Origin of the sequence: Amaricoccus tamworthensis, from assembly GCF_049800875.1 — a bacterium.
Classification (GTDB): domain Bacteria; phylum Pseudomonadota; class Alphaproteobacteria; order Rhodobacterales; family Rhodobacteraceae; genus Amaricoccus; species Amaricoccus tamworthensis.
In genome coordinates this window covers 126,362-140,626 of sequence record NZ_JBNAFV010000009.1, presented here as the reverse complement: position 1 = coordinate 140,626, position 14,265 = coordinate 126,362, and the positions used below count along the sequence as shown (strand labels likewise).

At 60.5% G+C, this 14,265-nt stretch carries 10 protein-coding genes; 5 read left to right on the top strand and 5 right to left on the bottom strand.

What is annotated here, in order from left to right:
* The first annotated feature begins 123 nt into the window (after positions 1-123).
* Entirely contained in the window at positions 124-1,272 is a 1,149-nt protein-coding gene (locus ACP15P_RS14800) for a Gfo/Idh/MocA family protein (RefSeq protein ID WP_424929137.1), read from the top strand.
* On the top strand, positions 1,269-2,210 hold the full coding sequence (locus tag ACP15P_RS14795) for an alpha/beta hydrolase (RefSeq protein ID WP_424929136.1): 942 nt from the start codon (positions 1,269-1,271) through the stop codon (positions 2,208-2,210). The genes ACP15P_RS14800 and ACP15P_RS14795 overlap by 4 nt, the downstream gene beginning before the upstream one ends.
* On the opposite strand, the gene ACP15P_RS14790 is transcribed toward ACP15P_RS14795, so the two are convergent.
* The 4 genes from ACP15P_RS14790 to ACP15P_RS14775 form a co-directional block, all read right to left on the bottom strand.
* A complete protein-coding gene (locus ACP15P_RS14790) occupies positions 2,198-3,238 on the bottom strand; it encodes a LacI family DNA-binding transcriptional regulator (RefSeq protein WP_424929135.1) in 1,041 nt (346 codons plus the stop codon). The genes ACP15P_RS14795 and ACP15P_RS14790 overlap by 13 nt on opposite strands.
* 174 nt (positions 3,239-3,412) lie before the next feature.
* Positions 3,413-4,456, bottom strand: a complete 1,044-nt coding sequence (locus ACP15P_RS14785; RefSeq protein ID WP_424929134.1) for a CapA family protein — start codon at positions 4,454-4,456, stop codon at positions 3,413-3,415.
* 75 nt (positions 4,457-4,531) lie between these two features.
* Positions 4,532-5,527 carry a ParB/RepB/Spo0J family partition protein gene (locus tag ACP15P_RS14780; protein ID WP_424929133.1) on the bottom strand — a complete coding sequence of 332 codons (996 nt, stop codon included), beginning with the start codon at positions 5,525-5,527 and terminating at the stop codon, positions 4,532-4,534.
* Complete coding sequence (locus ACP15P_RS14775) at positions 5,524-6,726, bottom strand: AAA family ATPase (protein WP_424929132.1); 1,203 nt, start codon at positions 6,724-6,726, stop codon at positions 5,524-5,526. The genes ACP15P_RS14780 and ACP15P_RS14775 overlap by 4 nt, the downstream gene beginning before the upstream one ends.
* Before the next feature lie 612 nt (positions 6,727-7,338).
* Here ACP15P_RS14775 and ACP15P_RS14770 point away from each other — a divergent pair.
* Positions 7,339-8,376, top strand: a complete 1,038-nt coding sequence (locus ACP15P_RS14770) for a RepB family plasmid replication initiator protein (RefSeq protein WP_424929246.1) — start codon at positions 7,339-7,341, stop codon at positions 8,374-8,376.
* Positions 8,377-8,485: 109 nt separating this feature from the next.
* Here ACP15P_RS14770 and ACP15P_RS14765 read toward each other — a convergent pair whose 3' ends face one another.
* Positions 8,486-11,581: an ATP-binding protein gene (locus ACP15P_RS14765; RefSeq protein ID WP_424929245.1), complete on the bottom strand. Its 3,096-nt coding sequence runs from the start codon at positions 11,579-11,581 to the stop codon at positions 8,486-8,488.
* 316 nt (positions 11,582-11,897) lie between these two features.
* Here ACP15P_RS14765 and ACP15P_RS14760 point away from each other — a divergent pair, with 316 nt between their 5' ends.
* Together ACP15P_RS14760 and ACP15P_RS14755 are read left to right on the top strand one after the other, a co-directional pair.
* Entirely contained in the window at positions 11,898-13,022 is a 1,125-nt protein-coding gene (locus tag ACP15P_RS14760) for a hypothetical protein (protein ID WP_424929244.1), read from the top strand.
* Positions 13,019-14,119 (top strand): hypothetical protein, encoded by a 1,101-nt coding sequence (locus ACP15P_RS14755; protein ID WP_424929243.1) that lies wholly within the window; start codon positions 13,019-13,021, stop codon positions 14,117-14,119. Before ACP15P_RS14760 ends, ACP15P_RS14755 begins: the two co-directional genes overlap by 4 nt.
* The last annotated feature ends 146 nt before the right edge of the window (positions 14,120-14,265 follow it).

Sequence of the window (14,265 nt, the reverse complement as noted above, 5' to 3'; positions counted from 1 at the left end):
GGGCCGGCATAAACACTTTGCAATTTTACATAATGTAAGATTATTTATTCCATACAGTCAATTTTTAAGAACCGGAATTGAAAGTTCCGGTTCACAATAACAACGGGGGGACGGTCCAGAACCATGACCGGGACATCAGGTGACAGGCTTCGCATCGGCGTGGTCGGGTGCGGCAGCATCTCCGAGGCCTATATGCGTAATGCGGCACTCTTCATCGGGGTGGAGGTGGTCGCGTGTGCAGATCTCAACCCCACCACCGCCTCAAAACGGGCCGCGGAATTTGGGGTTACGGCGATGGAGGTCGATGACCTGCTCGCCGCGCCGGGGGTCGACCTGGTTTTGAACCTGACCGTGCCGGCCGCGCATTTCGACGTGACCATGCGGGCGCTCGCGGAGAACAAGCATGTCTTCACGGAGAAGCCGCTGAGTGACACCGCCGCCGGCGGACGGGCCATCTTGGCGGAGGCCAACAAACGCGGTCTGACGGTGGGCTCCGCGCCGGATACGTTCATGGGGGCCGCGGGTCGGACCGCGCGGCGACTGATTGAGGAAGGCGCGATCGGCAGGCCGGTGATCGGCACGGCGTTCATGATGGGCCGTGGCATGGAGCACTGGCATCCCGACCCGTCGTTCTATTACCAACCGGGTGGTGGCCCGGTTCTGGATATGGGGCCGTATTACCTGACGATGATGGTCAACCTGATGGGGCCGGTCTCGCGGGTGCATGCGGTGTCGACCAGTGGTCAGACCGAGCGGCTGATCACGGCGCAGGGGCCGAAACAGGGAACAACATTTCCGGTGGAAACGCCGACCAGCGTACTGTCCCTGCTGGAATTTGCCTGTGGGGCGAAGGTGACTTTTGGGGCGTCCTGGGACGTGTTCCGGCATACGCCGCCACCGATTGAACTGCACGGCACGGAGGGCTCCCTGCGTCTGCCCGATCCGGACAATTTCAGCGGTGTGATTGGCCTGTCGCGGGCTGGTGCGCCGTGGGAGGACACCGACACCGCGCGGTTCACGTTTGGCGGGTTTAACTGGCCTACGGTCAACCCGGACCGGGCGAATTACCGGATGGTGGGGCTCGCCGACATGGCGCGGGCTTTGCGCGAGGGGACACGGCCAAGGGCCTCGGCCGGGCTGGCGCTGCATGTTCTGGAGGTGCTGGAAGCGGTTCTGACAGCCGGTGGCACCGGACGGGCGGTGGATGTGGCACCGGTGGACTGTCAGCCTGAGGCGCTGACGGAAGAAGACGCGAAAGCACTGCTGCAATGAGCGGGCTGGACGCATCCGCCGCTGCCCATCTGGCGCGGATGGCGGAGGTCGGGCTGCCGCCGCTGACCGACCTGTCGGCGGTGGAGGCGCGCCGACGGTTCGCGGAGGGCTACGCGGCGGATCAAAGCCCGCATGTGGCCGTTGCGGCGCGGTTCGAGATCACGGTGGGTGAGGTCCAGGTAATGGGATGGCGCGGCATTGGTGCGCCTTCCAGCGGTGCGCCCGCGCTGATGTACCTGCATGGCGGCGGGTGGCTGTTCGGGTCGCCGGAGTCCCATGAGGGGATCTGTCGGCAGATTGCCAATCTGGCCAAGGCGGTGGTCATTGCGCCCGATTACGGGCTGTCGCCGGAAGCCCCCTTCCCTGCCGGGCTGAATGACTGTGCGGCGGTCCTGCGCCATATCGCGGGGGCCGCGCGGGAATTTGGTGTTGACCAGCAGCGTATTGCAGTTGGCGGCGACAGTGCGGGCGGGAACCTGGCGGCGGTGCTGGCTCTGATGGCGCGGGACGGGGACGTGCCTCCGCTTGCGGCGCAGCTGCTGATTTATCCGAATACGGATCAGGGCCAGACAGCAGACAGTTTCCGGAGGTATGGTCATGGGTTTGGGCTCTCGGCTGCGGAGATGGCATGGTTTCGGGATCATTACCTGCACGGGCCGGAGCAGTTTGACGACTGGAGGGCGTCACCGCTGCGCGCGAAGTCGCTGGACGAGGTGGCACCGGCTGCGGTGGTTTTGGCGGGGCATGACATCCTGCATGACGAGGGAGCGGCCTATGCGGCGCGACTGGAGCGCGAGAGTCGCGCCGTAACACGCACATGGCCCGGACAGATCCACGGGTTCGTCTCCATGGACAGGCGCATTCCTGAGGCTTCTGAGGCGCTCAAATGGCTGTGCAGTGCCTGGGCGTGGCTGGAGGCCGCGGATCAGGCGGACTGACGCATCATCAGTTTGGAATCGATGATGATCCGCTGGGGCGGTGTTTCGCGGCCAAGCGCGGCGTCATCCATGCGCTTCATAAGGAGTTGCACGGTGCGGTCGGCGATCTCGTCCGTGTCCTGCGCCATGGTGGTGAGCGGTGGCCAGATGTAGCGGCTCATGGGATGGTCATCGTGCCCGGCGACACGGATGTCGGCCCCGGGATCGCGGCCCACCTTGAGCCCGGCCTCACCGGCGGCGGCCATGACACCGAAGGCAAACCGGTCATTGGCACAGAGCAGCGTGCGACCTGGAAGGCCGCCCTTTTCCGCCAGAAGCAGTTTCATGCGGTCATAGCCCAGCCGCTCAAAATCCCAGGACCGTGGCAGGTTGCAGTCGATGACCATCGGCTCCACACCCTCGCTGCACATGGCGGCGCGGTAACCGTTCTGGCGGATCTGGGCGTTGTCGGTGAGGTGTGTGCTTTCGAGCAGGATGGGCGGCTCGCCGGAGCGGCAGAGATACTGCACCATCGCCGTAACACTCTGGGTGTGGTCATTGCCCACGAAAGGCACGTCGTCCCCCAGCGACACGTCGAAGCTGACCATGGGAACGGAGTCGCGCAGGCGATCGAACACGCCGGGCTTGGAGGTGGCCCCGAGCGGTGAGACGATGACGCCCTGGACCTTGAATTCCAGCATGCTGCGCACCGCTTCCTCCTCCAGTTCGGGGAGGGTGTGGCAGGAGATCTGGATCGGCCAGAAGCCCTGGTCGCGCAGGTTGAGTTCAATGCGGGCGAGGAACTTGCTGAAGAACGGGTCGTACATGGTCGGGATGATGATCCCGATATTGCGGACCCGTTTGCTGTTGAGGTGGCGGGCGAAGGAGTTGGGCTCAAAATCGGATTTTTTGAGAACCGCCTCAATCCGGTTACGGGTGGATTCCTTCACGTTCAGAGGGTCGGCGAAGTACTTGGCAAGTGTGGGCCGGGACACGCCACAGGCGGCGGCAAACTCCTCCATCGTACGATAGGATTTCTTCGCAGCCATCAGGTGTCTTCGCCTTCGCAGGGCGGTTTCCGGGCCGGGGAAAAAAGGGAATTTCGTGAAATCATGAGACGCTTTACAAATTTTTCAAATTTTCCATTTGGAAACATTAGATGCCTGTTGCGATAAATTCCAGCATTTAAATCTCCCCGGGCTTTTGGCCGGGGCTCCCCTGCCCTAGATGTCGCGCCGGACTTTTTTGAAGCCCATGAGAAGGTGATGGCGCAGGGAGGTCCAACGGTCGCGGCAGAGGTTTGCGACGCGGGCATCGGGGTCGGTGTAGATCGGCAGGAGTTTTTTCTTTTGGCGGTTGGCGCGGAACCAGTCGAGGTAGTCGGCATGGCTCGCTCCGGCATAGGGGGCGTGGGCGGTCATGTCGGCGGTTGGAGAGAGGGTCTCGGAGCCCGTGGCACGGATGGTGTGTTGCTCACGCTCATACGCGAAGCGGTGGAGGCGCGCGGGGGCGTCGAGGTGCCATTCGAGGGCGACCTGGTTCAGGGTGTCGTCGGGGTAACTGAGGCGACCGTCGAAGAACACGCCCTGGGGCAGCCACCAGTTGCCGAGGCTCCAGGCGATCAGGCGGCCGAGGTGATACTCGAAACCGCCGACGCAATGGGGATGGTGGCCAATGATGAGGTCCGCACCGGCCTCGATCATTGCGAAGGCGAGACGACGATGCGCGGGCTGGGGATGGGGTTCCAGTTCGTAGTTCCAGTGCAGCATGGGGACAATCACGGCGCGAGGGTTTTGGGCCCGCAACCCGGTGATGCGGGCGACCAGTGCGCGTGGATCGAGCGGGCAGGTGCCGGGTGTGTTGCGGCCGGCAGGAGTGCACCGGATTGTGCACCAGCCGGCGTTGAGGAAGATCCAGTCATGGCCCTGGTGGCAAACGTGGAGCGGTGCGGAGGCGTCGGTGAGGTTTGCCCCTGCCCCGACGGTTGGGATGCCCTCGCGGGCAAGGATATCCTGGGTGTTTGCGACGCCGTTTGGCAGGTCGTGGATGTGGTTGTTGGCGAGTGCCGCGACTTTGGTATTGATGGATTTCAGGGTCGGCAGAACGGATGTGTGGTTGAAGAGAACGCGGCTGTTCAGATGGTCCGTGGTATCCGTCAGAGGCCCCTCAAGGTTGAGAACGGTGCCGTCCGACGCCGCGAGAGACTGGAGCGCGGCCCAGTCAGGCGGTGTTTTAAATGGGTGGGCGACGTCTCCGAGGAACAGCATGGTTTTGACACACCCCGTATTTCACTTAAATATTTGCTTTTAAACAGTAAATCGTGTTTCTTGCCAATTGGCAATCTATTTGAACCGGTCATTAAGAAAAGCCTGGAACGCGGATTCAAGATCCTCGCGGCTGGCGCTGCCGGGAAACTCAAGGACGACCGCCCTGCCCCGGGTTTTGGCGGTGATAACCGCGTCCCCGGATTTGGCCGCGAACTTCTTCGCAGCGGGCCTCGCGGCAGGTTTTGCGGTCACCGCGGCTTTGAGGATTGAGACCACCCTGACCGGGTCGACCGGCGCCTCGCGCCCTGCCCTCGCGCCCTCCTGAAGCTCGCGCAGACGTGCGGCCTCGGCGAAGACCTTTTTGCGGTCGGCGGGCTTCAGGATGATCTGGTTCAGGGTGCGTGCGTGCAACTCGCGGATGTCGGTTTTCAGGTGAAACGCATCGACGATCTCAGCGGGCAGCTTCGCCAGGCCGAGGTAGCGCGAGAGCCAGGTTTCACTGACCTCGAGCCGCTGCGCCATGGTCTTCTGTTTGCCGTCGTAATAGAGCTTTATGGCCTTGGCGTAATCGATGGCGCGCTCGTAATCGGAGATGTCCTCCCGGTCGCGGTTCTCGATATCCGCGAGGCGAAACGCCTCCTCGTCGGACATGTCGCGCACGTCGACCAGGTAGCGGAACTGCGGGTAGTTGTTGCGACGGAGCCAGGAGACGGCGAAGTGCCGCCGGGCGCCGCAGATGACCTCGTAGGCATGCGGGCCGTCATCGTTGAGACGGCGCACGATGGCGGGAAATTCCTGCCGCCCCTGCGACCGGATCCCGTCGATCAGCTCACGGCAGTTGTCCTCGGTCAGAAGGTCGTAGTCGCGGTTGTGGCGGTCCCACATACGGCATTCGGCCGGGTCGACCCAGTGCAGGGTTTTCTCCTCCAGCTCGCCGGACATGCGTTCGCTGATGGCGGTCCCGCGTTTGAGAAACCGGGTGCCGGAGCCGTCTTTGGCGGAGCGTTTTTCGCGGGTGTCGCCAAGGCCGCTCAACACGGCATCGAATACGGCGTCGTGACGTTTGCTCACAGGATACCTTCCTTTCTCAGATCGGTATGGTGACTGGGCCAGGTCTTGCGCACAAGGATTTCGACCTCGCGGCCGACCGCGTCGAGATAAGCCCGGCAGCGTTTGTGGGTATCGCTGCGCGTGGATGGGCCGGTGATCTCGTAGACGGTTTGCAGATTGGCGGTGGCGTTGTCGATTTCGGCGCTGTCCTTTAGGACGGATTGCATCATGTCTTCCGGGAATACGGCGTCCATCATGCGCTTGATGGCTACATGAGCGGACTTGTTGTCGTTCATTTTGGTGGCCAGGATTTTGACGAAGGCATAGGAACGCTCGCCACCGGCCTCGGCCAGCTCACCGAGTGTGGCCGACATCATTTTGAGGAAGTGCGCGGTTGAGCCGAAGTCGATATTGTTCGGTGGCGCCGGGATCAGCAGAGCGTTAGCGGCGCGCAGAACCGACAGGGAAATCATTCCAAGCGCGGGCGGTGGATCGAGCAGGATGATGTCGAAACGGTCCTTGATGCTCTCGATGCCCATGCGCAGGCGGTCGAGGACGAAACTGTCCTCGCGGACCATGCGGGCGGCGAATTCGTACTCGGCGTCATAGAGGCCGAGGTTGGCGGGGATCAGCGCGATCCCGGGCCAGTAGGTGGCGCGCAAAGCGTAGTTGAGGCTGGTCGGGCCGCCGTGGCGGAAGAACGGGTAGAGCGTGTCCTCGTCCTCATCCACGTCCACATCCGGGTTGAGGCCGAAGATGGAGGTGGTTGATGCCTGGCTGTCGCAGTCGACGATGCAGACCCGGTAGCCGCGCAGTGCGAAATACTGGGCGAGGTGACAGACGACCGTGGATTTGCCGACGCCGCCCTTGAAGTTCTGGACGGCGAGAACCATGGCCTCGTCGCTGTCGTCCCGGAACGGAAGGGTGCCGAATACGTGCCGCATGTTGTTGATCTGGGTAAGGTTGTAGCCGTTGCGACGGCCGGTGACCGGGTCCTTTTCCGGTTCCGGGAGGCGTCCGTCGGCTTCGGCGTCGCGGATCAGCTTCTCGGAGCGGCCGATCATGTTGGCGGCGGTTTTGACGTTGAAGGTCAGTTCGAGACGTTTCTGAACTCCGGGGGAATAAACCCGGTCGCGCAGGCGTTCCATGACGGTGCTGGCACGGTCCGCGAGGATGTCCAGTTTGTCCAGATTTACTTCCGGAAACGGGGCAGGGGTCATATGGTCCTCATGAATACCTTACGCGAATCATAGTGCCCGCGCGGGTTGTCGCAAGTTCGAGGTTTTCGGTTCCACGCGAAAAAAAGCGGAATTTCAGGGTGGATGCGCGAGTACGGGAATTTAGGTGTGTTTCTCCCGTTTATCGGAACATGTGTTGGTGTGAACAGGGCCGAAACGACGAAATCAGCGAAATCGGGAGGTTTTGAGTCGGACCGGCGGTCGGAGCAAATATTTTTTACCGCAAAAAACACTGTGTTCAGATTCTTAAGTTCCAGTGTTCATGTTAATTAACTTACTGATACTAATGAACTATTTTCGTGAAACCTTACGTGCTGGGGCGGTTTGCCATACATTTCGGGGCGGTAAAACCTACATTTCGGGTGCCCAAACGTTACTTTTCGGGATTATCCATGCGCTACTTTTTGGGATGCCTGAGCCCTGAATTTAAGCGCTTGATTTGCTTGCGGTTTTTCCCGGGCGGGTGATTCCCTTTACCGAATGTGATGCGAATCACCTCTTACTTTTTGGGTATCTGAAATTTTCTTGCCCTGGTCCCGGAACACCCATAAACTTACACGTAAAGCATAAAAAAAGTAAGTTTTGGCAGGCATCATGGCAGCGAGCGACAGGAAACCCTACCGCACAATCAGTGCGCAACCAAATGCGGAAAGTCTGGTCAAACCAGGCGAACTAGTGGACCTCGTGGAGGTCACGCCACTAACGCTAAATGACCGGCGCATTTACAACCAGCTTCTGGAACATGCATGGGACGCCATCGACAAGCCGGTGGAGCATGTGATCTCGAAATCGGTGCTGCGCGGATCGCATAACTCCAATGACAGGGTCGGGGAGAGCATCGAGCGTCTCATGGCTGCGGTGGTACGGGTGCAGATTGTACATGAGGGCGAACCGGCGATTGAGCGGGTGCAGCTTCTGGGCGGGAACATCGAGGGGTTTCGGCGCGACGGGCTGCTGACCTATGAGATCCCTAGCCGGTTGAGGCGGATCATTCGTAACTCCACCATTTTCGCCCGTCTTCAGCGGGAGATCATGTTTGCACTCTCGTCCAAATATGCGCTGACGCTTTATGAGATGGTGCAGAAGCGCGGAAACCTGAAGTACCGGTCGTCGGAGGTTTTCTCGCTGGAACAGTTGCGCGGCGTGCTGGGGGTTCCGAAGGGCAAGCTGGCCAACTGGTCGAACCTCAACCTGCGGGCGATACAGCCGGCGGTGGAGGAGGTCAGCACGCTCTCGGATTTCATCGTGGAGATCACGCCGCGAAAGACCGGGCGGAGCGTGACGCATGTGGAACTGCGCTGGTGGCGAAAGGACGCGGACGGGGTCAAGGCCAGCGAGCGCGAGATCACCTATTCGAAGGTGGGTCGGAAAGCCCGGGCCTCCGGTGCGGCCGAAACGGTGACCGCCGACGCGGGTGTGTTGCAGAAACCCAGGCCGGAATGGCTGGAGCGGCAGGGACCGTCGCTGCGACCGGAGACCTATGAGACGGCGCGGTTGCGCTACCCAGGGTATGACATATATTTTGTTGAGGGAGAGTGGCGATCCTGGGCAAAGGGCCGGGACGCGCCGCAGGATCCGGACCGGGCGTTTCTGGCTTTTTTGGCAAAATACACTGAGGCTAACCCTTTGTGAGAGGGAAACGGCTCCAGATTATTGGACCTGAATCACGGGCAAATTTGGCGGCGCTTTCCCTTTCTTTTTTCCGAAAATAACGCCGTTGGATTTCGACCTCCGTCGGCGTTTAGCGGTAGTCATCGAGTGACACGGCGTTTTCCAATCCGGGCGACTCACCGTTGAACTGGCGGTTGCGGCGCGGTCTGTCGCCGGTAGGGAAGGGGACGGGAGCGGTGCCTGGGCGGTCGCCCCTGTAGCAGGCGAGGATGTGTTCCAGAGTGACGGGTTTGTTCGCACTTTCAACGCCATAGCTGCGGCAGAAGTTGCCCAGATCCTCGGTGATGTAACCCGATACGAGCAGGATACGGACCCCGGCGTGGTCCGCGATGACACGTTTTATGGTCTCGCTGCTGTTGCCGTCGGGCAGGGACCAGTCGGAGATCATGAACTCCGGCGCGAAACCCGCATCGAGTTTTTCGGCGGCTTCGAGGTTGCTGGCGCAATGAACGACATCGAAGCCATGTTTGGAGAGCAGGGCACCGAAGACACGCGCGCAGTCGGCGTCATCCTCCAGCAGCAGGCAGCGGACCGGACGATGCAGCTGTTTTGAACCCGGCAGTAGAAGTGTGCCGGTGTCATCCTCAGGCTGTACCGGTGCCCTGGCGACGTCTTTCGCGGGCAGGAAGACCGAGAATTCCGCACCGCGCATCCAGTTGCGGACGGTGATGCGGCCGCCGGACTGTTCCACGAATCCCATGGCCATGCTGAGCCCCAGACCCGTGCCATGACCGTTTGATTTGGTGCTGTAGAACGGTGTGAAAATATGGGGCAGGATGTTTTCGTGAATGCCGCCTCCGGTATCGCGGATGCGGATGCGCACCATCGGCGAGTCGGACGGGGTATCGACCGCGTCCGTGACAACGATCTCGATGCGGCCATCTCTGCTGTCGATGGCTTCCACGCTGTTGCGGGCCAGTTGCTGCAGGGCGGACATAAGGTAGCGCATGTCCGCGTGGATGGCCATTTCGGACCGGATGTCGAGGGCGAGGTTGATGTTGTCCGGCACCTCGATCCGCGCGGAGATGGCGGAATGGAGACGGGACGCGGAAATCGTTTCCGGCGTCAGAACCTGCCTGCGGGAATAGGAGAGCAGACTGGAGGTCAGCGCGGCGGCGCGTCCGATCACCTGGCGGGAGGAATGGATATGCGGTTCCACTTCCCGCAGCGCGTCGGGCCCCACAGAGGTCTCGATGGCGTCAATATTACCGCCGAGGGCGAAAAGGACGTTGTTGAAGTCATGGGCCACGCCGCTGGCAATCTGGCCGATCTCCGAAAGTTTCCGGTTTTGCAGGGCATCCTGCTCGAGCGAGATGATGCGGGTGATGTCCGTGAGAAACAGCATCAGGTCGCCGGTATCGGTCCGGACAACGCGGGCGATGACCGAGAGATTGGTTTTCAGCTCAAGACGCAGTTCGGGCTCATTGATCTGCATGGTCAGAAAATCACGCAGACGCTGATGCGTGAGGTTTGGCGTCCGTTCAAAGTCCGTGGCGGCGGCGAGGGCCACATCGACCGGTTTGTTGGCCGAGGCGGATTTGCCCGCACCCACCAGCCGGTAAAAGGCGGCGTTGGCGTTTCGGATATTGAGGTTTCGGGTCACAACACAGACCGCATCGCGTGTGCCGAAGAACGCGGCCTGGATCAGCGCCGTGGCCTGGTTCTTCTGGTTGTTGAGTTCCCAGCGTTCGGTGGTGTCGGTCAGGACCACCAGCCAGCCCTCGGTGTCGGTGCGGCGGGCAATGACGCGGAAAAGCCGGTTGTCCGGTGTTCTGATCTCTTGGCCGTCAAGCTGCGCGAGGCCAAAGGCGCTGTAGACCAGCCCGTCGTGGTTCATGCACCAGGGTCTAAGGTGGCGGACAAACTGGCCCGCGTCCTGCACCGTGTCCGGCAGAATGTCGAACGGGGCACTCTGGAAAATCTTCGTACCGTTCTTGTCGAAGCTGATGATGATATGCCCGGCCTCAAACAGGCCCCTACGGCAGAGCGCGTTTGACTCAAGGATTTCCGTTTCCGTGTGGGAGAGCGCAATGATGTTGGCGAGGCTGGCGATCAGGGGAGCGTGCGTTGGCGCCGAGGTCGGGACGCGGGGGCCCCAGACGCGGATTTCACCGATTTCGCCGTTGCCGGATACAATCTCATGAATTTCCGGATCGTCCGGGAGGTCGGTGGACGACCTCGTATGGGTGAAATCGATCTTCTCCTTGCCGAACCCGATGGAGTGGATGACGATCTGGACCCGGTCGGCGCGGAGCCTGGTGGCCAGAACTTCGGTGCAGCGTTCGCAGATTTCGCCGATCGAGAGCTTTCGCCCGGTGAAGTCGGCGGTGATCGCGGCAAGCGCTTCCTGGTGGCCCTCGTGCTGGAGGCGGTCCCGCTCCTCGATGGCCGCCGCGCGTCTCAGCTTTCTGAGACCCGGCAGGAGCAGGAGCAGCCAGGTGGCGGCGATCAGACCGACGGCAAGCACGCTGAAGGAAACCGTCAGGGTGCCAATGGTGCGCAACCCCCGTTCCTTGAGGTTGGTGAGCGCCTGTTGTGCCGCGGACGCATTGCGCAGGAAACTGGAGCGGCGGAGGTCCGTCTGGGAGACGAACTGTCGAAGCCGCATGTCCGTGAGCAGAACCGCCGTGCTGCGATCCGCGAGACGGTTCTTGATCCACCGGATGGCACTCTCGGGCGGTCCGGTGGTGACAAGCGCGTCGCGCTCGTAAGTGGAGGGTTCGATGACGTCGATCATGGGCCCGGAGCGGTCGATGAGATCCGCGAGTTCGGCACCCCGTTTTTCGGCCTGCTCGACATCATAGCGGATGTCTTCCAGAACACGCACGAAGGCCCCGGGCGAGTCCGGGCGGTCGGTGACACGCTGGCCCACGAAGCGGTAACGTTCGTCTATTTCGACCCACCGTTTCCTCTGCTCGGAGGCGAGGTCGACGATGTTGGTGAGGCGCTGCTGGGAGGCGTTGCCGAGCACGATCACCCCGAGCTGCGCCGCAATGAGACCGGCCGTGAGACACGTGGCCAGAGTGACGCGGAAGCGGTGCGACCGGATGAGGGCCTTCGAGCGGTCAGTCTTGCCGAGTGCGGGGCCTGAGGGTGGGAGCGTGTTTTCTGGCATCTCGTCCTTCAGCCGCCCGATATGCAGCAGCTCCCCGGTGGTTCCGGTCATTCCGTCCCGCTGATCTGAAAGCGTGCGAACATGTATGGCCGGACTTGTGTTGCGGGAGGCGGCATGTCGTGTGCTTTTTCGGTCCTGTCCCATCAGGAGGGCGGTCTGGGTTAACCTTCTACTTGATGTGCAATTATGTTAAAATGCAACCTTAAATTGCAATAATTTTGCGATATACGCGAATATTACATGGATTGTTGTTCATCAGTTGGTTGCTGGACAGATGAACCTGTGGCGCCGCGAGGCCCGCAGTTTGGCATTTAACCTTTCGGACCGGTTTTATAGAGTGCGCGGAGGCAACAACGGCTCCTGATTTATGAAAACACTCGTGCATATCGGAATGTCGAAATCCGGATCGACGGCGCTGCAAAATACGCTGGCAAAATCCAGAAGGTATTTGCGCTCGAAGGGCGTACTGTACCCCGATAATCCACGGTCGTGCCCGTTCAATAACCATCGGCTGCTGGTCGCATCCTACCGGAAATATGACGATCTGCCGCGCCACATCCGGAACCGGGATATCTATACGTCCGGGAATATCGCGCAAAAGACGCGGGAGTTTCATGACTGCATCCAGCGGCAGATCCGGCGCAGAAAGCCCGACTGTGTCGTGCTGTCGTCAGAAACACTGTTCCACCGGATTCTGGAGGACAACCGTGATGCGGTCCGGCAGACCTATGCGGAGTTTGGGGACAATATCGGGTTTATGGCGTATCTGCGGCGACCTGCGGATCATTTTCTGTCCTCCCTGCAGCAGGGTCTGCGGGCGACGCATCGGATAAAAACGCCGCGGGCGCCTGCGTTTCGAATAGTTCTCGAGACCTATGAGGAATGCTTTGGATCGCGGATCACGGTGCGGCAGTTTCACAGGGAAACCCTTGAGAACGGGAATGTCATTGATGATTTCTCTCGGCACTTTCTGGGCGAATACGGTGTGGGGCCTGGACGGCTGACCGCGGCAAAGTTTTCGAACGAGTCGGTCAGCGCGGAATCGATGGACATTCTGGCGCGATATCGGGCGCGGTTTCATGGTGACCGGCACAATGTGCTTAGTTCGGATACGAGGAGCCTGGTTGTTGAGCTTGCGGCTGCGGACCGGCAGGTTGGCGCGTCGCGCCCGAAGCTCCGCGACGGGGTGGCGAACATGATCGACCACAGCCGCGACGACCCGCTTTGGCTGCGCGATGAGATGGGTATCGAGTTTCTGGGCTTTGATTATGCCACTCTGGAGAAAAACGGATCGCAGCGCATGCGGAAAAAGGACTTTCTACTGGACGAACTGGTGGAGATAGACCGGGAAAAGCAGGTCGCGGTGCTGGAAGTGCTGCTTGAATCGGAATGGGCCGCGTCGTCACCTAAATTCGGTGACTGGGTTCACGAAGTCCTTAAGGCCGTTGGGGGCAGGGAGCATTCAGGGGCTTCGGTGGGGTTGGAGTTGTGAAAACCATCGTTCACATCGGCATGCCCAAAACCGGCTCCACGGCGCTTCAGGCCTGTTTCGCGAAGTCTCGGCAGGAACTGGCGTCGCACGGTGTGCTGTATCCTGAGAACGTGGAGGGGTGTCCGTTCAAAAACCATCGGTTGCTGGTTGGGTCTTTCCTGAAATTCGGATCGATGCCGCGTCACATTCAGTCGCGTGAGGAATACACAAAGGAAAACATTGACGAAAAATACCGGGAGTTCGTCGATCATGTGCATGTACAAATCGACCGGAGTTCGCCCGAAGCCATGGTTCTGTCGTCGGAGTCGCTGTTCCGCCGAATTCCACCGCATAAATACCGGCCGGTGCGTCGCATGTTTGACCGGTTTGGTCATGAAACGCGGCTTGTCGCCTATCTGCGGCGGCCATCAGAATATTTCGTGTCCATGCTACAGCAAAATTTTCGGGCGTCGCATGAGGTCAAACAGCCGGTTGGGCCGCAGTTTCGTGCGGTGTTGCGCAGCTACCTCGAGTGTTTTGGTGTGCCTGTGGTTTCTGCGGAACTTTTTCATCGGGACAGTCTGACGGACCGCGACATCGTGAGTGATTTCTGCGCGCGTTATCTGCGGGAATACGGTGTGCGGGCAAGAAAGCTGAGGGTTCCGGAACACGCGAATGAATCCGTCGGCAGCGAGTCCATGGACATTCTGGCGCGTTACCGTCAGTCGTTCCATGCGGAGCGGAATAACGTGGCGACACGTGACACAATGGAACTGTTCCGCGAATTGACGCGGGCGGATCGAAAGCTGGGGGCAGGGCAACCGAGGCTGCGGCCGGGGATTGCGGATCTGGTGGACCTGTCGAGGGATGATCCCCTGTGGGTGCGGGACCGGTTTGGGGTTCAGTTTCCTGATTTTGACTATGCCCGTCTCGAAAAATCCGGCGCGAAACGCGCGGATCAGGGGCAGTGGCGGCTTGAGGATCTCGTTGAGATTGACCGGGAGTTGCAGCGCGGAATTTTTGCCGAGTTGGAGCGGTCGGAATGGGCGGCAAGCGATACCCCGCGCCGTGAATGGGTGAACTCCGCATTGAAGGGCTCACTTGCTGATGCACTTTGAGGTGAGCGGAATTCTTCGTATGGTGCGTAAAACACATCTGTTGTGGCGGGTAATCGCCTTGCGAAACGGCGTATGGCGCACTATCCGGGCGCCTATGGCTGAACCGACAGGACCGATGCGCTTCGCGCGTGCAGTATTTTCAGGCG